Source organism: Streptomyces sp. DSM 120436 (genome assembly GCF_055778765.1).
The window spans coordinates 4,287,338-4,310,017 of sequence record NZ_JBSKBS010000001.1; the positions used below are offsets into that span (position 1 = coordinate 4,287,338).

Genomic DNA, 22,680 nt, shown 5'->3' on the forward strand with positions numbered 1-22,680 from the left:
GCTACCTCCGCTCCTGCCAGTGGGTCAGCCGGCGCTCGGCGAGGAGCAGCAGCCGGTCCATGACGAGTCCGATGGTTCCGATGGCGATCAGCTGGACGAAGATGGTGGGCAGGTCGAAGTAGAGCTGCGCCTGCTGCATCCGGAAGCCCAGTCCGCCCTGGGCCGCGATGAGTTCGGCCGCGACCACGGTCGCCCAGGAGGCGCCGAGGCCGATCCGCATGCCGACCAGGATGAACGGGGTGGAGGCGGGCACGACGACCCCGAGGAAGATCTGCGGGTCCCGCGCGCCCAGCACCCGGGCGGCGTTGACGAGGGTCACGTCGACGGCGACGACGCCCTGGAAGGTGGAGACGACGCAGGACAGGAACGAGGCCAGGAAGATGACGAAGACCTTCGGGGTCTCGCCGATGCCCATGAGGACGATGGCCAGCGGGATGATCGCCAGCGGCGGCACCATGCGGAAGAACTGCAGCCAGGGCTCGACCAGCCGGCGCACGACCGGGTACCAGCCCATGAGGAAGCCGACGGGGACCGCGAGGGCGACACCGAGGACGTAACCGGTGAGCACGCGCTTCAGGCTCGCCCCCGCGTCCTCGAGGAGGGTGCCCTCGCCGAGCATCCCGACGGCGCGCCGGGCCACTTCGAGCGGTCCGGGGAAGTCGTCGATGCCGCTGTGCGCGAGCAGGACCCAGACCAGCGGTCCGAGGAGCGCCGAGGCGACGCCGAGCAGCACCCGGCGCGTACGGCTCTCGCCGCCGCTCCGCGGCCGTCCGCCCCGGGGGGCGGCGGCTTCGGTCTTCTCCGCTCCGGTGCCCTCCGGGGCGCCGGAGCCGCCGGGCACGGTCCGTCCGCCGACGGTGAGGTGCTCCTTCACGACACCTCCGCCGCCACGCCGTCGACGTCCGGCGCGCGCCCGCCGCCGATGTCGGACATGTAGCTCATCCAGGTGTAGGCGGGGTCGCCCCGGCGCAGCAGCTCGCGGTAGAGCCGGCCGGTCAGGTCGCGGCGCACCCCGGCGTAGGCCGGTGACTCGTACACGTTGTGCAGTTCGTGCGGGTCGGTCTCCAGGTCGTACAGCTCGTGCACGCTCTCCGGGTTGAAGACCAGCTTGTGGCGCCGGTCGCGGATCATGCGCTGGGAGTACGGGAAGTGGTGGCCGTGGAACTCGGCGACCACCTGGTCGCGGGTCCCCTCCGCGGCCGGTTCGCCGTGCAGCAGCGGCAGCAGGCTCTCCCCGTCGCACCCCTCGGGGACGGGCGCCCCGGCCAGGTCGAGGAGCGTGGGGTTGAGGTCGATCAGGGTCGCGAAGTCGTCCGACACCTGGGCGGGGGCGCCGGGGACCCGGACGAGGGCGGGGATGCGGTAGATGTCCTCGTACATCGCCGGGCCCTTGTCGTTGAGCCGGTGGGCTCCGGTGAACTCGCCGTGGTCGGCGGTGAAGACGACCGCCGTGTCGTCCCACAGGCCGTGGCTCCTCAGGGCGTCGAGGAGCCGCCCGACCTGGTGGTCGATCAGGGTGACGTAGCCCCAGTAGGCGGCGATGAGCTTGCGCCAGGCGGCCGCGTCGAAGTCGTCCGACGACCAGTACTCGCAGTAGCGGCGCTGCACGTCCGGCTTGCCGGCGAACGTCTCGGCCATGGAGGCGGGCAGCGGCACCGAGTCCGGGTCGTAGAGGTCGTAGTACGCGTCGGGGATCAGGTACGGCAGGTGCGGCCCGTACCAGTGGCAGGAGAGCATGAACGGCGTGCCGTCCGCCTTCCATCCGGCCGCGTAGCGGTCGAGGAGTTCGAGGGTGCGCTCGGTGAGGAACGCCTCGAGGGTGGCCTCGGCGGGCTGCTGGAGCCGGCCGGCGATGAGGTGGCCGCGGCCGGTGCCGTTGGCGGCGGTGCCGAAGACCGGCTCGCGGACGGCGAAGGGCGGGAAGCCCTTGTCCTGGAGCCACTTCGTGTACGAGGGGTGGTGGAAGGGGTTGAGCGCGCCCGGCAGGTGCTCGCCGTCCAGGCCGTAGGACTCGGGGCCGCGTTCCCGGCCGATGTGCCACTTGCCGACATGGCCGACCCGGTGTCCCTGCTCCATCAGCCGGGTGGCGAACATCGGCTGGGAGTCGTCCAGTTCGTCGCGGCTTCCGCCGTTGCGCTCGGGGTTCACCAGCAGGCCGTGCCGGAAGGGGTGGAGTCCGGTGGCGAGGGAGGCGCGGGCCGGGGTGCAGATCGCGGTGGGCGTGTAGAAGCGGTCGAAGCGGGTTCCCTCCGCGGCCAGCGCGTCCAGCGCCGGGGTGCGCACGAGGGGGTTTCCGTAGCAGCCGAGCGTGTCCACCCGGTGCTGGTCGGTCATCAGGAACAGGACATTGCGGGGAGACACAGGCCGTGCGCCTTTCGTTAATGTGCGCTCTCGTTGCCTTCTGTTGCCGAGTGACGGAACCGTAGGGACGGCGGTGTCTTTACGTCAACCCTCCGGAAAAAATTACCGACGGCCATCCGGCTTGTTTTTCCCGGCTGTTGACATAAATGGTGTGCGGGCCGAGCATGCGTCCATGCCAGAACGCCCCGACGCCCTCCAGCGGTTGAGAAACGCCCACGAGACGGCCGTGCTCGGTGAACTCCGCCGCTCGGGCGCGCTGAGCCGCGGCGAACTGATCCGCCGTGTCGGCCTGTCCCGCACCACCCTCTTCGCGATCGTGTCCGACCTGCTGCAGCGCGAGACGGTCGTCGAGCAGCAGGCCGCGGAGCGGCAGCGCGGACGCGGCCGACCGCCGACGGAGATCACCCTCAACCCCTGTGGAGCCGAGCTGATCGGCATCGAACTCCAGCGCAGCCGGATGCACGTCGTCGTCGCCAACGCCGCCCACGAGATCGTGGGCGGGCTCCGCGCGCCGCTCCCGCCGGACGCGGACCCCGAGAAACAGGCGGAGGCGGTCGTCGCCGCCGTCGACGACCTCCGGCGGGAGCGGCGGATCGCCCTCGCCCCCCTGAAGGGCATCGGCCTGGGCCTGCCCGGCTTCGTCCGGGACCCGGCCTCCGCCGACCCGCGCGCCATGACCCCGTCCGCCGCCCGGATCGCCGCCCTGCTGGAAGGACACTTCGACGTCCCGGTCGTCACGGACAACAACGCGCGCCTGGCCGCGCTCGCCGAGGTCACCTGGGGCGCGGCCCGCGGCCACGACAACGCCGTCTACCTGCGCTGGTCCGACGGCGTGGGCGGCGGGCTGGTGATCGACGGCCGGCTGGTGCGCGGCGCCCACGGCACCGCGGGCGAGATCGGCCACACCAGCTGCGACCCCCAGGGCCCGCCGTGCCACTGCGGCGGGCGCGGCTGCCTGGAGGGCGTGATCCGGCTGCCGGCGCTGCTGGCCCGCTGCGACGAGCGGGGGACGGCCGTGCGGGACACCGACGAGCTGCTGTCCCTGGCCGCGGAGGGCGACCCCGTCGTCCGGGCCGTCCTGACCGAGGCCGCCGCCCTGGCCGGCCGGGTCCTGGCCGCGCTCGCCGCCCACACGGACCCGGAGTGCGTCGTGATCGACGGGGAGCCGGCCGCCCTGGAGGACCCGGTCCTGACGACGATCAGGGAGCAGGTGCGCACGCTCTCGCTGCCGGCCGCGCCCCGCCGCATCACCGTGGGCCGCTCGGCGCTGGGCGGCGACGCCGCCGCACGCGGCGCCGTCGCCCTGCTGCTGCACTCCTACGGCGAGGACGCCGAGGGGCTGGTGCCCCTGCCCGTGCCGGGGGCCGCCGGGCCCGTCACCGCTGAAGGAGACCGGCCGTGAACGCCTGCTGCGGACCCGCGCGGAACACCGCCGCCGGCCCCGGGACCGCTCCGGAGCCCCCCGCCCTCGTACCCGGGGCGGACTTCGAGATCCCCGTGCGCGACCGCGCCGACGTGCTGCGCGGCATGGTCGCCGTCCCCGGCGGGCCGTTCCTGATGGGCGGCGACGACGAGGACGCCTTCCCCGCCGACGGCGAGGGTCCGGTGCGCGAGGTGTCCGTCAGCCCCTTCCACATCGACGCCACCTGTGTGACCAACGCCCGGTTCGCCGTCTTCGTCAAGGCCACCGGCTACCGCACCGAGGCCGAGTCGATCGGCTGGTCCTACGTCTTCGGCCCGTTCGTCCACCCCGGGGCGCGGCACGCCGTCCTCCCCGGCGCCGTCCCCGGCGCACCCTGGTGGCGGGCGGTCGCGGGAGCCTGCTGGCGCGCCCCGGAGGGCCCCGGGTCCTCCATCGGCGACCGCGCCAACCACCCGGTGGTGCACGTGTCGTGGAACGACGCCACCGCCTACGCGGCCTGGGCCGGCAAACGGCTGCCCACCGAGGCCGAGTGGGAGAAGGCCGCCCGCGGCGGACTCGTGCGGGCCCGCTTCCCCTGGGGGGACGAGCTGACCCCGCGGGGCAGACACCGCTGCAACATCTGGCAGGGTGACTTCCCGGTGCGCAACACGCGCGAGGACGGCTTCCTCGGCACCGCCCCGGCCAACGCCTTCGCCCCCAACGGCTACGGGCTCCACAACACCTCCGGCAACGTCTGGGAGTGGTGCGCCGACCGGTTCAGCGCCGACTGGCACGCCGCCGACCGGCCGGAGACCCGCGTCGACCCCGCGGGGCCGCCGACCGGGGAGACCCGGGTGCTGCGGGGCGGCTCCTACCTCTGCCACCGCTCCTACTGCAACCGCTACCGGGTGGCGGCCCGCACCTCCACCACCCCGGACAGCACCACCGGCCACACCGGCTTCCGCTGCGTCGCCGGGGACTGACACCGGGAGCCGGCGCGCCCCCCGGTCCTCCCCGGCCGGGGGCGCTTCCCCCCCAGCACCGCGCACTCGTACGTCCCCGTACCCGTCCGTCCCTTCCCGGAGGACCCCGTGCCCGACCGCCGTCAGTTCCTGATCGCCACCGCCACCGCCACCGCCCTGGCCGCCACCGCGGTCACGGGCCCGTCCGCCGCCGCGGCCACGGGTCCGTCCGCCGCCGCGGCCACCCGCCCCAACATCGTCCTGGTCCTCGCCGACGACCTCGGCTACGGCGAACTGGGCGCGTACGGCCAGCGCCTCATCAGCACCCCGGCCCTGGACCGGCTCGCCGCCGAGGGCATGCTCTTCACCGACGCCTACGCCGGCGCCCCGGTGTGCGCGCCGTCCCGCTGCTCACTGCTGACCGGGCTGCACAGCGGGCACGCCACGGTCCGGCAGAACCCCTTCAGCGGTCCGCAGGCCGCGCTGACCGCGGACGACACCACCTTCGCCGAACCGCTGCGGGCCGTCGGCTACCGCACCGGGCTGTTCGGGAAGTGGGGCTTCGGCCCCGAGGCGGCCCACCAGCCCAGCCACCCCAACCAGCGTGGCTTCGACGAGTTCTACGGGTACATCGACCACAACCACGCCCACGACTACTATCCCGACCACCTCTGGCACAACGGCGTGAAGGAGGCGCTGCCCGCGAACGCGGGCGGCGCGAAGGGAACGTACGCCCCGGACGCCTTCCTCGCCCGCTCCGTCGACTTCGTCAAGAACACCTCCGGTCCCTTCCTCCTGTGCTACGCGCCCACGCTCCCGCACTCGCCCAGCGACGTGCCCGACACCGGCGCGTACGCCACGCGGCCCTGGCCCGAGGCCGACAAGGGCCACGCCGCCCAGGTCACGCTCCTGGACACCCATGTCGGCGAGCTGGTCCGGGCGCTGCGGGAGAGCGGCAAGGCGGCCGACACCCTCGTGATCGTCACGAGTGACAACGGCCCCCACGAGGAGGGCGGCGTCGACCCCGACCGCTTCGACGCCAACGGCCCGCTGCGCGGCTACAAGCGCAACCTCTACGAGGGCGGCGTCCGCGTGCCCCTCCTGGTGTGGTCCCCGGGGCGGGTCCCGGCCGGGACGGTCGCCCGGCCCACCCCCTTCACCGATCTGCTGCCCACCCTCACCGACCTCGCCGGGGCGCCCCGGCCGCGCGACGTCGACGGACTGTCCCTGGCCGGACTGCTGACCACCGGGACCGGCGCCCCGCGCCACGAGCACCTGTACTGGTACCGGAACGACCCCTGGTCCACGCCCCGCGCGGCCCGCGAGGACGGGGGCCGCATCCTCACGCTCGCCGAGGCCGCCCGGGAGGAACGGTGGAAAGCCGTGCGCTTCGCCCCCGGCCGGGACCGCACGGCCCCGGACGACCGGTGGCACGTCGAGCTGTACGACCTGGCCGCCGACCGGGGTGAGCGCACGAACGTCGCCGCCGCACACCCGGACGTGACGGCCCGGCTGGTCGCCGCCATGCGCGCCGCCTGGGTGGACGACTACCGCCGGGTCCCGTTCGGCCTCCGCCTGGAGGTCCCGGCGGGCGTCGGGGCGGGCGGCGCGTACGACGTCACCGTCACCGTCTCCAACGGATCGGCCGGTCCCTGGGCCGGCGTGACCCCGGTGGTGACCGGTCCCGCGGGATGGGGGCTTTGGCGGACGTCCGGACCGGCGAGGGCGGACCTGCCCGCCGGCGGGACGCTGCGCCAGACCTGGCGGCTCACCGTCCCCGCCGGAGCCGCCGTGTCCGGCCGGAGCCTGGCCGCCGCGGCGACCGGCACCTGGGCCGGACGCGCGCTGCGCTTCGACGCCGGGCACCGCTTCCCCGCACCCGGGTGAGGGCGACCGGCGCCGACGGACCGGCGCGGACCAGGCGAAACGGCGGCCTGTCGCGCTTCCAGCACCGTGATGTTCACGAGCGGGAAGGGAGGAGCGAACGCCGTGGTGACGCTCGTGCGTGCCCCCGGAAGCACGCCAGGCTTGGTACGAACCATCAAGTCGCTTTGCGTCAGCGGGTTCTGAAGGTACCGGCAGAGGACATATGACGTCTGGGGTCTAGACCTCTGTACCGGTCCGCTTTACTCTGGCCAACGTCGAACCCCACGCCGGGTCGATTTGGCATGTTCCTCTCATAGCAGGGCTCCACGCAGTCACCTGACCCAAGAGCTCATCGAGCTCGTGTCGTCGGAGGCACCCATGCACCAGTCATCGACATTCCGCCGGACCCGGAGGCACGGTGCGTCCCGCCGGCTCAGACCGCCCCTCGGGCCACTGGCGGCCGGCCTCGCGCTGGTCCTCGCGGCGCTCACCCCGGTGAGCGCCGCCGCGGCCGCGCCCGACCGCCCCCGGGAGGCGGCCGGGACCGCGGCGGCGAGCGCCGCCGCGAACCCGGTTCCGTTCCCCGGCAACGACGGCAAGCCGCACCGGGTCGGCTGGGACGACAAGTCCCTCACCATCGACGGCGAACGGCTGACCGTGTGGTCCGGCGAGTTCCACTACTGGCGGCTGCCCAGCCCGGACCAGTGGCGGGACGTGCTGCAGAAGCTGAAGGCCTCCGGCTTCAACGCCGTGTCGCTGTACTTCTTCTGGGGCTACCACTCGAGCAGGCCCGGCTCCTACGACTTCTCCGGCGTCCGCGACATCGACCGCCTCCTGACCATGGCCGAGGAGGAGGGCCTGTACGTCATCGCCCGCCCCGGCCCCTACATCAACGCCGAGGCCAGCATGGGCGGTCTGCCGGCGTACATGACCACCTACGCCGGCGAGGAGCGCACGGCCGACCCGCAGAACCTCGCGGCCGACCTGGAGTGGCTGAAGACCGTCAACGCCATCATCTCCAGACACCAGATCACCGACGGCGGCGGCAGCGTCATCGCCTACCAGGTCGAGAACGAGCAGATCGACAACAGCCCCAAGCACGTCGAGTACATCGAGAAGCTCCAGGCGGCCGTCAAGGAGCACGGCATCACCGTGCCGCTGTTCCACAACGACTGGGGCGACGGCCACGGCTGGAACGCGCCCGGCACGCCCGGCGGTTCACAGCTCGACCTCTACGCCTTCGACACCTACCCGCTGGGCTTCGACTGCACGGGCGCCCGCGGCCGGCTGGAGGACTTCGAGTCCCGCATCCGGGGCTACTCGCCCACGACCCCGGTGTTCATCGCCGAGGGACAGGGCGGGGCGTTCACCTCGTGGGGCCGCACCTTCCAGACCACCGAGTGCGCGAAGTTCGTCGACCCCGCGTTCATCCGCCAGTTCGCGGTGAACAACCTCGCCAACGGCGTGACCATGTTCAACTCCTACATGGAGTACGGCGGCACCAACTGGGGCTGGACCGGCGACCCCGGCTCCGGCTTCACCTCCTACGACTACGGCGCCCCGATCTCCGAGGACCGGAGCATCACCCCCAAGCTCGCCGTCCACAAGGAGTTCGGCTACCTCCACGACGCCGTGACGCCGATCGCCTCCGCGCAGGACGTCACCGCCCCCGCGGTCACGGTCACCGGCGGCGGCCCGGTCAAGGCGCAGCAGCGGCTGTCCGCGGAGAACGCCGCGGCCACCTCCGTCTCGGGCAACGGCGCACGCCTGATCACCCTGCGCCACCCCGACTCCAACGACACCTCCACCAGCCGGGCGACGTTCCCGCTCGACCTGGCCGTCCCGCCGAAGCCGCGGGCGTACCGCTGGAACGACTCCGACACCCAGGCGCTGAAGTTCACCGGCTCCTGGGAACGCGCCTCCGGCAAGACCTGGACCAGCGGCGACCACCAGGACGACGAGACCTTCTCCGACCGGGCCGGGGACAGCCTCGAAGTCACCTTCGAGGGGCCGACCGTGCGCTGGATCGGACCGGACTCCGTCAACCACGGCACCGCCGACGTCTACGTCGACGGCGTCAAGAAGGCCACGGTCGACAGCTACGCCCCGTCCCCCGTCTCCCAGCGGGTCCTGTTCGAGGCGAGCGACCTGGGAGGGGGCGAGCACACCCTCAAGATCGTGGTGACCGGCGAGAAGGGGACCGCCGCCTCCCAGGGCACGTTCGTCTCCGTCGACGCGATCGACACCGGCCCGAGCCCGGACGCGTCGGCCGGGACCTATCCGCGCGTCCCGCAGAAGGAGGGCACCGCGGTCACCGTCGCCGGACGCGACGCCAAGGTCCTCGTCGCCGACTACGCCTTCGGCCCGCACCGCATGCCCTACTCCACCTCCCAGGTGCTCACCCACCTGTCCGCGGGACGCGATCTCCTCGCCCTCCACGGCACGAGGGGCGAGGCGGGGGAGACGGTGCTGCGCTACGCGGCGCAGCCGAAGGTCACCACCCTGGACGGCGACCCCGTCGAGGTGACCTGGGACACGGCCCGTAAGGACCTGCGCCTCAACTACACGCACGGCGGCACCCGGACGCTCCGGATCGCCGGCGACGGCCGGGACCTGACCGTCCTGATCACCGACCGCGACGGCGTGGCGACCACCTGGCGGCTCGACGCCGGCGCCCATGACGTCCTCGTCACCGGCCCGGAACTGGCCCGCACCGCCCGCATCGCCGGGACCCGGCTCGACCTGACCGGCGACACCCGCCGGGCCGGGCCGCTGCGGGTGTTCGCACCGGCCGGGGTCGACGTCCTCACCTGGAACGGCAAGCGGATCACCGCCACCCGTGACGCGGCGGGCGCGCTCGTCGCCACCCTGCCCGGACCCGGGACCCCGTCCATGCCGGGCCTGACCGCCTGGCGCGCCGCCGACGCCGACCCCGAGCGCACGGCAGGATTCGACGACTCCGGCTGGAAGAAGGCCGACCGGACCACCGCCGACAACCCCCGGCACGGTCCCGGCGCGGCCTCGGGCGTCGTCCTGGACACCGACGAGTACGGCTTCCACGAGGGCGACACCTGGTACCGGGGCCGCTACACGCCCGGGACGGCGAGCACCTCGGTGAAGGTCTCCGTCAAGACCGGCACGGCCGGCCACGCGATGGTCTGGCTCAACGGCCGCTACCTCGGCGCCCAGGGCGACGGCACCGCCACCCACACCGTGCCGGCCGGCGTCGCCGAAGCCGGAAGGCAGGCGGTGCTGGCGATCCTGGTCCGCAACATGGGGCACTACGAGGACTGGTCCTCCGACGGCCGCTCCAAGGGCGGCCGCGGCCTGGCCGACGTGGAGGTCCCCGGCTCGGGCAAGGTCGAGTGGCGGATCCAGGGCGCCGCGGGCGGCCCCGACCCGGTCGACACCGTGCGCGGGATCTTCAACAACGGCGGCCTGTACGGCGAGCGCATGGGCTGGCACCTGCCGGGCGCGCCCGACTCCTCCTGGAGCACCACCCAGTCGTTCAAGAGCGAGCGGCCCGGTGTGCGGTGGTACCGCACGACGGCCAGGCTGGACCTGCCCGAGGGCACCGACACCGCCGTCGGCCTGCGGATCGACGACGACGGACTGCGCGTCGACAAGTACCGGGTGCAGATCTTCGTGAACGGCTGGAACACCGGTCAGTACGTCAACAACGTCGGACCGCAGAAGGAGTTCGTCATCCCGTCCGGGTTCCTCAAGGCGCGGGGCGAGAACACCATCGCGCTGGCGGTCTCCGCCGAGCAGAGCGGCGTCGGACCCGACGCGGTCTCGCTCGTGCACCGGGGCACCGTGCTCGGCGGCGTCCCCGGCGGGCAGAACGCCTCGCCCGGCCACGGCGACCTGTTCGGCGCGGCCCGCTCCCGCGAGTAGCGGACCGGCCCGCAAGTACCCCGCCCGCCCCGGTTCCTGACCACCAGGGCGGCCCCGCTCCGCACCGGCGGGGGAGCGGGCCCGGAAACCGGACGGCGGCGCCGGGCCCCTCGCCGGGCCCCTCGCCGGGCCCGGCGCCGCCGTCCGGCCGAGGTCCGCTCCGGCCGCCTCGCGGGCCTTGACCCGTCGAAGCGGCCGGAGCGTCCCGGATCCCGCCCGGTGGGCGGCCGGTCAGAGCGACACGATCCGCCACTGCTGGCCGGCACGGCCGTCGGCGGTCTGCTGTTCCACCGTCGCGTGGTCCGCCGTGGAGTCGCCGGTGACGCCGAGCACCTTGCCGCTGCGGACCGATCCGACGGTCACGTGGCCGTCGGCCGCGGCGGAGAGCCGCCACTGCTGGTTGGTGGCGCGGGTGGGCGTCCACTGGGTCAGCCGGGCCCCTTCGGCGGTGGAGCCGCCGGCGATGTCCCAGCACAGGGGGTCGGCCAGGTGGGTGGTCCGCACCTCGAAGAGCCCGCCGCCGACGGGGACGAAACGGAACCGCTGGTTGGCGGCACCGCCCGGGGTGTACTGGATCAGTTCCCGGCCGGCCGTGCCGGAGGCTCCGGGGACGTCGATCGCCTTGCCGCTCAGCCGGTTCACCAGCTGGACCGGACCGGGGGTCACGGTGACCGACCCGGCCGCCGGCACCGTCACGGTCCTGCTCCAGGCGCCGGCGACCACGGTGGTCCGGGTGCCGGGCCGGCCGTGCACGGTGGCCGAGGCGACGCTCCCCGACGACCACCTCAGGTCGACCGTGCAGCCGCCGCGCACGCCCACGCCGGTCACCGAGCCGGAGGCGGCCCAGGCGGCGGGCAGCGCCGGCAGCAGCTCGATCCGGCCGGGCCGCGACTGCACCAGCATCTCGATCATGGCGGCCGGCGTCCCGAAGTTGGCGTCGATCTGGAAGGTCGACCGGCTGCCGAAGCTGTACATGTCGAAGAGGTTGACCGCGCTGCCGTTGCTGTGGGCGACCGAGGGCCTCATGACGGCGGTGACCAGCCGGTAGGCCTTGTCCGCGTCCTTGAGCCGTGCCCAGCACAGGGCGCGCCAGGCGCTCGCCCAGCCGTAGCTCTCCATCCCGCGCGCGGTGAGCAGGGCGGTGGCGCCTTTGACGAGGTCGTCGGGCGACTCCCCGAGGGCGATCCGGTCACCGGGGAACAGGCCGACCAGCGGGGAGAGGTGGCGGTGCTCGCGCTCGCCCAGGTCGGCGTCGGTCATCCACTCCTCCAGCCGGCCCGTGGTGGCGCTCACCCGGGGCAGGTACAGCCGCTCCTGCAACGCGGCGACGGTGGAGGCGTATCCGGGGTCCAGGCCGAGGACCGCCGCGGCCTCGCGGTAGTTCCGGAACAGCTGCCAGACCAGTTCCTGGGCGTAGGTGATGCCGCGGGCGTCGGTCGGCCCGTGCTCCGGCGACCAGTCGTGGTCGTCGATCAGCACCTCGCGGGTCCCGCCGGGCGCGTCAGGGTCGGGGACCGTCGTGGTGATCAGGCGTGCCTCCCAGAACTGGCAGGCGCCCTTGAGCATCGGGTAGATCCGGCGCAGGTGCTCGGTGTCCCGGGTGTAGTCGTAGTGCTCGTACAGCGAGTTGCAGATCCACGCGTTGCCGGCCGGATGCCACCACCAGCCGTTGCCGCCCCAGACGTTGGTGGAGATCGCCACCGTCCAGCCGGCGACCTTCCCCGAGGTGTTGCGGAAGCCGTTGCGCGGGTCCTGGAAGAGGCTTTGTGTCGTGGCCGTCCAGCCAGGTAACTGAGCGAGGCAGTAGTCGGTGAAGGCGTCGAAGCACTCCGGCAGTCCCGCCCGGTCGGGCAGCCAGTAGTTCATCTGGACGTTGACGTCCGTGTGGTAGTCGGCCATCCAGTCCGGGTTGTTGCGGTCCACCCACAGGCCCTGCAGGTTGGTCGGCAGACTGCCGCGCGAACCGCGGATCGTCAGGTAGCGGCCGAACTGCAGGTAGGCAGCCTCCAGCTCGGGGTCCGGCGCGGATCCCGCGGCGCGGGCGGTGAGCCGTTCGGGGGTGTCCATCGCGCGCTGGGCCGGCGTCGACGCGCCGAGGTCGACGGTCATCCGCTCCTGCAGCCGCCGGTGGTCGGCGACGTGCGAGGCCAGGAGCGCGGTGCCCGCGACGGCCGCGGCGTCCTCGGCCTTCGTGCGGGCGACGGACAGGGGGACGACGCCGGCGTCCCGGTAGCCGGCGGCGTGGTCGGCCTTGTAGTCGGTGCCGCCGGAGACGACCAGGACGACCTCGGAGCAGCCGGTGAAGGTCACCCTGGCGCCGGAGGCCGAGAGCGTGCCGCCGGTGCCCGCCGCCTGCACCACGACGGCGTAGCGGAGGGAGCTGGCGAGTGCGGCGGCGAAGGAGACCCTGGCGGCCCCCGCGTCGGCGGTGACGGACTCGCCGCGGGTGCCGGTCAGGGTCAGCGAACCGGTGTAGGACCCCCCGCCGCTCTGGGAGAGCCGGATCACCACCACGTCGTCCGGCACGCTCACGTACACCTCGCGGGTGTACGTCGTGCCGCCCTGCGTGTACGAGGCGGTGACCAGACCGTTGCTGAGGTCGAGCGTCCGGCGGTAGCCGCCGATCGCGCCGCTCGTGTGGGCCGGCAGGTCCAGGTACGCCTTGGCCAGCAGTCCGAACGTGCCGAAGGAGCCCGCGTCGTACGGGAACTGGCCCGCGGAGTCCAGGGCGGCGTTGGCGTGGCCCGTCCACAGGGTGGCGTCGGTCAGGTAGAACGCGTCGCGCGCGGAGCCGCCCGTCGTCAGGGCGCCGAGCCTGCCGTTGCCGACCGGCAGGCCCTGCTCGATGATCGAGCCCTCGGCGCCGGGCGAGGAGTACCGCAGCAGGACGGCCCGGTCCGCCGGCACCAGGGACAGCGGCGGCCGGGGCACGGCCGCCGCGCGGGGAGCGAACTCGGGCAGCGCGGACAGGGCGAGCAGCGCGCCTAACGCGGTCGCGCCGCGCAGCACGGCCCGGCGCGACGGGTCGGCGGGGGAGGAGTGGTCGGCTGTCTCAGGCATGTGTCCGTCCCTGAAGGAAGGTCACCGGTCACGACGTGCTCGGTGACACATCGGATGAATGCTTGCCACGATAGAGAGAAGGGCTGCTCGTGAACAGAGATGTGGCTCTTCTTCGGTTCACACATAGGATGTATCTGTCAGTCGCCGACTGAGAAGCTCCGTCATTCATCCGATGTATAGTCGTCGCCCTGAGGAGGTGGTCACCGTGCCGGTCACCGATGAGGCGATCGAGAAGATCAAGGCGATGATCGTCGAGGGCGAGCTGCGCCCGGGGGAACGGCTGCCCAAGGAGGCCGACCTGGCCGGGCGGCTGGGGCTGTCGCGCAACTCCCTGCGCGAGGCGGTCAAGGCGCTCTCCCTGATCCGCGTGCTCGACGTGCGCCAGGGCGACGGGACGTACGTGACCAGCCTGGAGCCCGGCCTGCTGCTGGACGCGCTCGGCTTCGTCGTCGACTTCCACCACGACGACACCGTGCTGGACTTCCTCGAGGTCCGCCGCATCCTGGAGCCGGCCGCCGCCGCCATGGCCGCGCGGGCGATGCCGGAGAAGGACGTCGCCGAGCTGGAGAAGGTGCTCGACCGCCTCCCGCAGGAGGCGACACTCGAAGAACTCATCGCCAACGACCTGGAGTTCCACCGCCTGATCGCCTCCGGCGCCGGCAACCCGGTGCTCTGCTCGCTGATCGACGGGCTCTCCGGTCCGACCACCCGGGCGCGGATCTGGCGCGGGCTGACCGAGGAGGGTGCGGTGGGACGCACCCGCGACCAGCACCGGGCGATCTACGAGGCCGTCGCCGACCGGAACCCCGAGCTGGCCCGGTCCTGGATGACGGTCCACGTGGCGGGCGTCGAGCAGTGGCTGCGCGGCACCCTCGGGGGCGACCGGCCCGTGCTCTGACGGCACGTCGGCACGGCGCCCCTTCCCGGAACCCGCGGCTCCCGCCGTTCTCCCCGGAGCTCGGGAAGAACCGGCGGGCGGACCGGGAGTCAGGGCGTCCGCACGCCCGCGCCGGGCGCGTCCGCTTCGGACGGTCCGGCGCCCCGCAGCCCGTACAGACGGACCGCGTTGTCGTGGAAGACCGCGTCCCTCTCCGCGGGGGACAGTCCCGCCGTGAGCGTGTCCGCGGTCCTGACGACCGTCGCGTAGTCCGCCCGCAGGGTGCAGACCGGCCAGTCGGACCCGAACAGCAGCCGCCGGGGACCGAAGGCGTCGAGGGCGGTCCGCGCGTACGGTCCGAGGTCCTCGGTCCGCCAGGCGTCCGGGGCGGCCTCGGTGACCAGGCCGGAGAGCTTGCCCACGGTGTTGGGCAGGGCGGCGAGGCGGCGCAGGCCGGAGGCCCAGGGTTCCAGCGCGCCCGTGGCGATCGGGGGCTTGCCGAGATGGTCGAGGACGAAGGTCAGCCCGGTGAGCCGGGCCGCGGCCTCCGCCGCGGCGGCCAGGTGGCGGGGCCTGACGACGAGGTCGTAGACGAGCCCGGCCGCGGCGACGGCCGCCAGTCCGCGCTGGACGTCCGGGCGCAGCAGCCAGCGCGGGTCCGGCTCCTCCTGCACCTGGTGGCGGATGCCGACCAGCCGGTCGCCACCGGGCTGTTCCCGCAGCGCGGCGATCGCGTCGGCGACGTCCGGCGCGGTGAGGTCGGTCCATCCGACGACCCCCGCGACCAGATCGCTGCCGGCGGCGAGCGCCAGCAGCTCGGGCGTCTCCCCGGGCACGCAGACGGTCTGCACGACGACCGTGCCGGACACGCCCGCCGCCCGTGCCTCGGCGGCGAGGTCCGCGGCCGAGAACGACCGGGCGAGCGGGGCGAGGGCGTCGCCCGTGATCCACGGCTGCGGCCGGACCGCGAGGTCCCAGACGTGATGGTGCGCGTCGATGATCCGTCGGCCGGTCACAGCTCCCACACCACCGGGAGACCCGCGTCGGCGCCGTCCCCGGAGTAGTCGTGGACGACGTCGAGGAGGTCGGCCATCCGCGCCTGCCAGGCCACGTTGACCGGGAGGTGTTCCAGCTCGGCGAGCAGCCGGGCGTAGTCCTCGCACTCCAGCAGGTGGAACAGTTCGCGGCCGCTGCGCCAGATGGTCCACGAGGTGACGCCCGCGGCCCGGATGGCGGCGGTGAGCTCGACGGGCACCTCGCGGTGGGCGGCCTCGTACTGCGCGACGCGGTCCTCGCGCACGCGGGTGTGCAGGGCGATCCTCATGGCTGCTCCGGGTGGGTGGGGTCGACGACGACGACGTCCAGGGTCCGCGGTCCGTGCACGCCTTCGACCCGGTCGAGTTCGATGTCACTCGTGGCGGAGGGCCCGGAGATGAAGGTGAGCGGCCGGACGGGGGCGAGCCGGGTCAGGGCGCCGGGGACGTCGGGGACGATCTGCTCGGCGTGCACGACGCACAGATGGTAGTCGGGGACGAGGGTCAGGGCGCGCCGCCCCTGCCCGGGGCCGGCGTCGAGGACGATGGTCCCGGTGACGGCGATACCGCAGGCGGCGAGGGTGATCGTGCCGTCCAGGGCGTCCAGGGCGGGCACGTCCAGGGGTTCCGGGTGCCACGACCAGGGGCCGGCGGGCAGCAGCGTGTCGGGGAAGAGGCGCGGCAGGGCCAGCTCCCGGACACCGCGGCGGGTGAGGACGCCGGCGAGGGCGCCGGTCAGTCCGGCCCGGTCGGTGCGGACGACGGTGGCACGGTAGTCGGCGACCCGCTCGGCGAACAGGGAGACGACGTCCTGGTCCGGTGCGGTGTGACTGCGACGGTAGTCCCGGGGGACGGGGACGTCGTCGGGGACCTCGGCGGCCGGCACGTCGGCCAGTGCGGCGCGGATGCGGCCGAGAACGGCCTCACGACTGCTCAACGCTCCCCCGCCTTCCTCTCGTTCGTGTTCCCGCCGCTCTGGCCGTGCTCGCTGCGCTCGCCGTGCTCGCGGTTCTCGCGCCACCACTGGCGGAAGGACTCCGCGGGCGGCGCGGGGGTGTCGCGGGTGGCGGACCAGCCGCGCAGCGGCCCGGGCAGCCGGCCGATGCGGCCGCGCCGGGCGACGGCGCGGCCGGCGGCGCCCGCCGCCTTCTGGACGGCGCCGAGCAGGCGGGGGGAGCCGAGGACGGCGGCGGCCGCTCTCATCGCCGCCGCCTCCGCCGTCGGGAGGCGCCGGGCGGCCCGCCGCGCCTCGACGGCCTCGGCGCGCAGGTGGGCCAGCACCTCGGGAATGTCGATCTTCACCGGGCAGGCGTCGTAGCAGGCGCCGCACAGCGTCGAGGCGAACGGGAGGGACGCGGCGTTCTCGACGCCGACGAGCTGCGGGGTGAGCACGGCGCCGATCGGACCGGGGTAGACCGATCCGTACGCGTGGCCGCCGGTCCGTTCGAAGACCGGGCACACGTTGAGACAGGCCGAGCAGCGGATGCAGGCGAGGGCCTGACGGCCGACGGTGTCGGCGAGCGTGTCGGTGCGGCCGTTGTCGAGGAGCACCAGGTGGAACGCGCGCGGTCCGTCGCCGTCGGTGGTGCCGGTCCAGGCGGAGGTGTAGGGGTTCATCCGCTCGCCGGTGGACGAGCGGGGCAGCAGTTGGAGGAACACCTCCAGGTCGCCGAAGGTGGGCACGACCTTCTCGATGCCCATGACGGTGATCAGGGTCTGCGGCAGGGTCAGGCACATACGGCCGTTGCCCTCGGACTCCACGACGACGACCGTGCCGGTGTCGGCCACGGCGAAGTTCGCGCCGGAGACGGCGACCTTCGCGGCCAGGAACTTCTGCCGCAGGTGGCGCCGGGCCGCCTCGGCGAGGTCGGCCGGGTCGTCCGTGAGGCCCTCGGGCGCCGGACGTCCCCAGCGGCCCATCTCGGCGGCGAACAGATCGCGGATCTCGGTGCGGTTCTTGTGGATCGCGGGGACGAGGATGTGCGAGGGGCGGTCGTCGCCGAGCTGGACGATGAGTTCCGCGAGGTCGGTCTCGTAGGCGGTGATCCCGGCCTGGGCGAGATGCTCGTTGAGACCGATCTCCTGGGTGGCCATCGACTTGATCTTGACGACCTCCCGCTCGCCGGTGGCCCGCACCAGCTCCGTGACGACGCGGTTGGCGTCGGCGGCGTCGGCGGCCCAGTGGACGGTGCCGCCCGCCGCCGTGACGGACTCCTCCAGCCGCACCAGGTACCGGTCGAGATGGCGGGCGGTGCGTCGCTTGATCGCGGCGGCCGCGTCGCGCAGCGCCTCCCAGTCGTCCAGCTCGTCCGCTACGGCCCGCCGTTTGTCGCGGATCGTGGAGGTGGCCCGCTTCAGGTTGGCGCGCAGCCGGCCGTCCTCGAGCGCGCTCCTGGCGGCCTCGGGGAAGGAGGGAGAACCGAGCCAGACGACGCCGCGGTCCGTGGGGCCGTTCATCGGGGAACTCCTTCGCCGTGCGCGAGGATCTCGGCCAGGTGCAGGGTGCGTACGGAGCTGCCTCGGCGGGACAGGCCGCCGCCGATGTGCATCAGACAGGAGTTGTCGGCGGCGCACAGCACCTCGGCGCCGCTGTCCAGGACCCCCTGCGCCTTGTCGGCGAGCATCGCGCCGGAGGTCCCGGCGTTCTTGACCGCGAAGGTGCCGCCGAAGCCGCAGCACGCGTCGGCGGCGGGGAGGTCGACCAGGTCGATGCCCTCGACGGCCCGCAGCAGGTCCAGCGGGCGGTCGCCGAGCCGCAGTCCGCGCAGCGAGTGACAGGTCGGGTGGTACGCGACCCGGTACGGGAAACGCGCCCCGACGTCCGTGACGCCCAGGACGTCGGTGAGGAACCCGGTGAACTCGTGGACCCGGGGCGCCAGGCCGGCGACCCCCTCCTGGAGCGCGGCGGACCCGTGGTCCCGGGCGAGCACGGGGTGGCCGTCACGGATCATCCCGGCGCAGGAGGCGGACGGGGTGACCACGGCGTCGTACGCGGCGAAGGTCCGCGTGAAGCGCTCCACCAGCGGGACGGCCTCCGGCCGGTAGCCGGTGTTGAAGTGCATCTGTCCGCAACAGGTCTGCTCCCGCGGGAAGTCGACGGTGTGGCCGAGCCGCTCCAGGACACGGACCACGGCCCGGCCGGTGCCCGGGAACATGGTGTCGTTGAAGCAGGTGAGGAACAGGGCGATGCGCATCAGTCGGTGTCCTGGGGGGTGGGTGCGTCGGCGGGGAGCAGCCCGCGTTCCTTGAGCTCCGCCCACAGCGCGTCCGGGACCGGGCGGCCGAGCAGGGCGGCGGCGTCCTGGACCTCCGCCGCGCTGCGGGCTCCGGTGAGGACGCTCGTGACGGCCGGGGACCCGAACGGGAAGTGCAGGGCGGCGGCGCGCAGCGGCACCCCGTGCCGCTCGCAGACCGTCCGGAGCTCCAGTGCCCGGGACAGCGTCTCGGGGCGCGCCGGGGCGTAGTCGAAGGTGGCCCCGGGCCGCGGATCGGCGAGCAGGCCGGAGTTGAAGACGCCTCCGACGACGACGCCGACCCCTCGCTCGGCGGCGAGCGGCAGCAGGTCGACGAGCCCGGACTGGTCCAGGAGCGTGTAACGGCCCGCCAGCAGGACCGCGTCGACGCCGGTCTCGCGGACGAACCGGGCGAGCGGGCCGGCGTGGTTCATGCCGGCGCCGATCGCGCCGACCACTCCCTCGTCGCGCATCCGCTCCAGTTCCGGGTACGCCTCGTCGAGCGCCTGCTCCATGTGGTCGTCGGGGTCGTGGAGGTAGGCGATGTCGATCCGGTCCAGACCGAGCCGCTCCAGGCTCTCCTCGACCGACCGGCGCACACCACGGGCGCTGAAGTCCCAGCGCCGGCGGTGGGTGGCGGGGACGGCGAAGCCGTGGGCGAGATCGTCACCCGCGGCCGACGGGGCCGGCTCCAGGATGCGGCCGACCTTGGTGGACACGGTGTACGCGTGGCGCGGCCGGGCGCGCAGGGCGGCGCCCAGGCGGCGCTCGGACAGCCCGAGGCCGTAGTGCGGGGCGGTGTCGAAGTACCGGACGCCCGCCTCCCAGGCGGCGTCGACGGCCCGCGCGGCCTCCTCGTCGGTGACGGGGGTGAACAGGTTGCCGATGCCCGCCGCGCCGAAGGCCAGCGCACTGACCCGTACGGCGCGGCTCCCGAGCCGGTGGTGACGCGGGGTCACGGCTGCGGCTCCGGGCGCAGCCGCAGGCCGGCCATGCCGCCGTCGACCGCGAGGGCGGTGCCGGTGGTGCTGCCGGCGGCGGGGGAGGCGAGGTGGACGATGGCGGCGGCCACCTCCCGCGCGGTCACCAGGCGCCCGGTGGGCTGGCGCGCGTCGAGCGCGGCGCGCTCGGCGGCCGGATCCGCGGCGGCGTCCAGCAGGCGGCCGACCCACGGGGTGTCGACGGTGCCGGGGTTGACGCAGTTGACCCGGATGCCCGCACGGACGTGGTCGGCGGCCATGGCCAGGGTGAGGGCCAGGACCGCGCCCTTGCTGGCCGAGTACAGGGCGCGCTGCGGCAGTCCCGCGGTGGCGGCGATGGAACAGGTGTTGACGATCGAGGCGAAGGAGGAACGGCGCAGGTACGGCAGGGCGGCCCGGGTGGTGCGGACGATGCCGAGGACGTTGACGTCCAGCACGCGGTGCCACTCCTCGTCCGCGTTGTCCTCCACGGTCCCGACCGCCCCGATGCCGGCGTTGTTGACCAGGATGTCGATCCCGCCGAGCGCTTCGGCCGCCCCCTCGACGGCGGCGCGGACGGCGCGGTCGTCGGTGACGTCGGCGGTGAAGCCGCGCAGGGGAGCGGGCACGCCGCTCGGGTCGCGGTCGAGGACGGCGACGTCCGCGCCGTGCTCGGCGAGCAGGTGCGCGGTGGCGAGGCCGATGCCGGAGGCGCCGCCGGTGACGACGGCGGTGAGTGAGGCGAGAGCGGTCGTCATGCGGGGACCTCCGTGTCCCGGCCGGGCGCGCCGGCGGCCGTCGCGGCGGCCTCCGCCGCGTCGGCGACCCAGAACGTGCCGTGCGGATAGGTGTACATGTCGATGCTGGCCTGCTTCATGGCGGCAGAGAAGCCGGGCGAGGTGGGGGGCCGGTAGTGACCGTCGGCGATCACCACCGGGTCGAGGAAGTGCTGGTGGAGGTGGTCGACGTACTCGATGACACGGTTCTCGGTGGTGCCGGTGAGGGCCACGTAGTCGAACATCGAGAGGTGCTGGACGAGTTCGCACAGGCCGACGCCGCCGGCGTGCGGGCAGACCGGTACGCCGAACTTGGCGGCGAGCAGCAGGACGGCGAGGTTCTCGTTGACCCCGGCCACGCGTGCGGAGTCGAGCTGGAGGACGTCGACGGCGCCGGCCTGGAGGAGCTGCTTGAAGACGATGCGGTTCTGCACGTGCTCGCCGGTGGCGACCTTGACGGGGTGGACGCCGCGCCGGATGGCGGCGTGGCCGAGGATGTCGTCGGGGCTGGTGGGCTCCTCGATCCAGTACGGGTCGAACTCCGCGAGCGCCCGTGTCCACGCCACGGCCTCGTCGACGCCCCAGCGCTGGTTGGCGTCGATGGCCATCCGGAAGCCGGGGCCCACCGCCTCGCGGGCGGCGCGGCAGCGGCGGATGTCGTCGTCGAGGTCCGCGCCGACCTTGAGCTTGATCTGGGTGAATCCCTCGGCGACGGCCTGCTGGGCGAGACGGGTGAGCTTCTCGTCGGAGTAGCCGAGCCAGCCCGGGGAGGTGGTGTAGGCGGGGTAGCCGCGGCGCAGCAGTTCGGCGGTCCGCTCGTCGGCGCCCGGTCTGCCCCGGCGCAGGAGCTCCAGGGCCTCGTCCGGGGTCAGGGCGTCGGTGAGGTAGCGGAAGTCGACCTGGGAGACGAGCCAGGCGGGGTCGGCGTCGGCGAGGAACCGCCACAGCGGCTTGCCCTCGCGCTTGGCCGCCAGGTCCCAGACGGCGTTGACGACGGCGCCGATGGCCATGTGCATCACGCCCTTCTCCGGCCCCAGCCAGCGCAGCTGGCTGTCGCCGATCAGGTCGCGGTAGAGCGAGCCGGGGTCGGCGCACAGGTCGGCGACGGGCCGTCCGACGACGTGCTCGCGCAGCGCGTCGATGGCGGCGACCTGGACGTCGTTGCCGCGGCCGATGGTGAAGGTGAAGCCGTGACCCTCGTGGCCGCCCTCCGTGGTGCGCAGGACGAGGTAGGCGGCGGAGTAGTCGGGGTCCGGATTCATCGCGTCGGACCCGTCCAGCTCCCGTGAGGTCGGGAAGCGGATGTCGTAGGTGTCGACGGCGGCGATCCGCGCGGGGGTTGCGGACAACTCGGTGCCTTTCACGCGTTGATGAGCTTCTGCCGCTGGGCGCCGAGACCGTCGACGGAGAGTTCGACGGTGTCGCCCGCGCGCAGATAGGGGGTACCGGGCAGGCCGAGGGCCACGCCGGCCGGGGTGCCGGTGTTGATGACGTCGCCGGGGCGCAGCACCATGTACTGGCTGAGGTACCAGACGAGGTACGCGACGTCGAAGATCATGTTCTCGGTGCTGCCGTCCTGGCGGACCTCGCCGTTGACGGACAGGCGCAGGCCGAGTCGCTGCGGGTCGCCCACCTCGTCGGGGGTCACGAGCCAGGGGCCCAGCGGGTTGAAGGTCTCGCAGGACTTGCCGAGGTCCCACTGCGCGGAGTACTCGAGCTGGAACTCCCGTTCGGAGACGTCGTGACTGACCGCGTAGCCGGCGATGTGGCCGGCCGCTTCGCCGGGGCCGGACAGGTAGCGGGCCTCGGTGCCGATGACGACGGCGAGTTCGACCTCCCAGTCGGTCTTCACCGAGCCACGGGGGATGTGCACCGCGTCGTGGGGGCCCACGACGGTGGACGGGTCCTTCATGAAGACCACCGGCCGCTCGGGGACGGCCGCGCCGGTCTCCTCGGCGTGGTCACGGTAGTTGAGGCCGACGCACACGACCTTGCCGGGGCGGGCGACGGGAGCGCCGATCCGCCGGCCCGCCGTGTCGAGGCGCGGCAGGGATCCCTCGGCCAGTTCCTGCCTGACCCGGTCGATCCCGCCGGAGGCGAGGAACGTCCCGTCGATGTCGGTGGTGACCTCCGTCAGCGAGAAGGCGACGCCGTCCTCGCCGAGGACCGCCGGCGTCTCCCGGCCCGGTTCCCCGACTCGCAACAGCTTCATGTTCTTCTCCTGTCGTCACTGGTGGAGGCCCAGGTCCTCCG

Annotated in this window: 17 protein-coding genes; 5 read left to right on the forward strand and 12 right to left on the reverse strand. The window is 73.5% G+C overall.

Features of this window, described 5'->3' with window-relative positions:
* Position 1: 1 nt before the first annotated feature.
* On the reverse strand, positions 2–874 hold the full coding sequence (locus ACWH4W_RS19010; RefSeq protein WP_473076909.1) for an ABC transporter permease: 873 nt from the start codon (positions 872–874) through the stop codon (positions 2–4).
* On the reverse strand, positions 871–2,361 hold the full coding sequence (locus ACWH4W_RS19015) for a sulfatase family protein (RefSeq protein WP_473076910.1): 1,491 nt from the start codon (positions 2,359–2,361) through the stop codon (positions 871–873). The genes ACWH4W_RS19010 and ACWH4W_RS19015 overlap by 4 nt, the downstream gene beginning before the upstream one ends.
* A gap of 172 nt (positions 2,362–2,533) precedes the next feature.
* Between ACWH4W_RS19015 and ACWH4W_RS19020 the strand changes: the two genes are divergently transcribed.
* From ACWH4W_RS19020 to ACWH4W_RS19035, 4 genes are all read left to right on the forward strand, one after another.
* Entirely contained in the window at positions 2,534–3,763 is a 1,230-nt protein-coding gene (locus ACWH4W_RS19020; protein WP_473076911.1) for an ROK family transcriptional regulator, read from the forward strand.
* Positions 3,760–4,746, forward strand: coding sequence for a formylglycine-generating enzyme family protein (locus tag ACWH4W_RS19025; RefSeq protein ID WP_473076912.1), 987 nt, complete (start codon positions 3,760–3,762; stop codon positions 4,744–4,746). The genes ACWH4W_RS19020 and ACWH4W_RS19025 overlap by 4 nt, the downstream gene beginning before the upstream one ends.
* 108 nt (positions 4,747–4,854) lie before the next feature.
* Complete coding sequence (locus ACWH4W_RS19030) at positions 4,855–6,612, forward strand: sulfatase-like hydrolase/transferase (RefSeq protein WP_473076913.1); 1,758 nt, start codon at positions 4,855–4,857, stop codon at positions 6,610–6,612.
* 474 nt (positions 6,613–7,086) lie between these two features.
* Positions 7,087–10,488, forward strand: a complete 3,402-nt coding sequence (locus tag ACWH4W_RS19035; RefSeq protein WP_473076914.1) for a beta-galactosidase — start codon at positions 7,087–7,089, stop codon at positions 10,486–10,488.
* Between the two features lie 231 nt (positions 10,489–10,719).
* Here the strand turns inward: ACWH4W_RS19035 and ACWH4W_RS19040 are convergent, their stop codons facing one another.
* Positions 10,720–13,548 carry a glycosyl hydrolase family 95 catalytic domain-containing protein gene (locus ACWH4W_RS19040; protein WP_473076915.1) on the reverse strand — a complete coding sequence of 943 codons (2,829 nt, stop codon included), beginning with the start codon at positions 13,546–13,548 and terminating at the stop codon, positions 10,720–10,722.
* A gap of 205 nt (positions 13,549–13,753) precedes the next feature.
* Between ACWH4W_RS19040 and ACWH4W_RS19045 the strand changes: the two genes are divergently transcribed.
* A complete protein-coding gene (locus tag ACWH4W_RS19045; RefSeq protein WP_473076916.1) occupies positions 13,754–14,446 on the forward strand; it encodes a FadR/GntR family transcriptional regulator in 693 nt (230 codons plus the stop codon).
* A gap of 89 nt (positions 14,447–14,535) precedes the next feature.
* Here the strand turns inward: ACWH4W_RS19045 and ACWH4W_RS19050 are convergent, their stop codons facing one another.
* From ACWH4W_RS19050 to ACWH4W_RS19090, 9 genes are read right to left on the reverse strand one after another with little or no spacing between them, the layout of a single operon-like run.
* Entirely contained in the window at positions 14,536–15,441 is a 906-nt protein-coding gene (locus tag ACWH4W_RS19050; protein ID WP_473076917.1) for an amidohydrolase family protein, read from the reverse strand.
* A complete protein-coding gene (locus tag ACWH4W_RS19055; protein ID WP_473076918.1) occupies positions 15,438–15,749 on the reverse strand; it encodes an L-rhamnose mutarotase in 312 nt (103 codons plus the stop codon). Before ACWH4W_RS19055 ends, ACWH4W_RS19050 begins: the two co-directional genes overlap by 4 nt.
* Entirely contained in the window at positions 15,746–16,396 is a 651-nt protein-coding gene (locus ACWH4W_RS19060) for a LutC/YkgG family protein (protein WP_473076919.1), read from the reverse strand. Before ACWH4W_RS19060 ends, ACWH4W_RS19055 begins: the two co-directional genes overlap by 4 nt.
* A complete protein-coding gene (locus tag ACWH4W_RS19065; RefSeq protein ID WP_473076920.1) occupies positions 16,393–17,916 on the reverse strand; it encodes a LutB/LldF family L-lactate oxidation iron-sulfur protein in 1,524 nt (507 codons plus the stop codon). Before ACWH4W_RS19065 ends, ACWH4W_RS19060 begins: the two co-directional genes overlap by 4 nt.
* On the reverse strand, positions 17,913–18,653 hold the full coding sequence (locus tag ACWH4W_RS19070; RefSeq protein WP_473076921.1) for a (Fe-S)-binding protein: 741 nt from the start codon (positions 18,651–18,653) through the stop codon (positions 17,913–17,915). Before ACWH4W_RS19070 ends, ACWH4W_RS19065 begins: the two co-directional genes overlap by 4 nt.
* Positions 18,653–19,651, reverse strand: a complete 999-nt coding sequence (locus ACWH4W_RS19075; RefSeq protein WP_473076922.1) for an aldo/keto reductase — start codon at positions 19,649–19,651, stop codon at positions 18,653–18,655. The genes ACWH4W_RS19070 and ACWH4W_RS19075 overlap by 1 nt, the downstream gene beginning before the upstream one ends.
* A complete protein-coding gene (locus ACWH4W_RS19080; protein ID WP_473076923.1) occupies positions 19,648–20,409 on the reverse strand; it encodes an SDR family NAD(P)-dependent oxidoreductase in 762 nt (253 codons plus the stop codon). The genes ACWH4W_RS19075 and ACWH4W_RS19080 overlap by 4 nt, the downstream gene beginning before the upstream one ends.
* Positions 20,406–21,776, reverse strand: coding sequence for an L-fuconate dehydratase (locus tag ACWH4W_RS19085; protein ID WP_473076924.1), 1,371 nt, complete (start codon positions 21,774–21,776; stop codon positions 20,406–20,408). Before ACWH4W_RS19085 ends, ACWH4W_RS19080 begins: the two co-directional genes overlap by 4 nt.
* Before the next feature lie 11 nt (positions 21,777–21,787).
* Positions 21,788–22,639, reverse strand: coding sequence for a fumarylacetoacetate hydrolase family protein (locus ACWH4W_RS19090; RefSeq protein WP_473076925.1), 852 nt, complete (start codon positions 22,637–22,639; stop codon positions 21,788–21,790).
* Positions 22,640–22,680 lie beyond the last annotated feature (41 nt).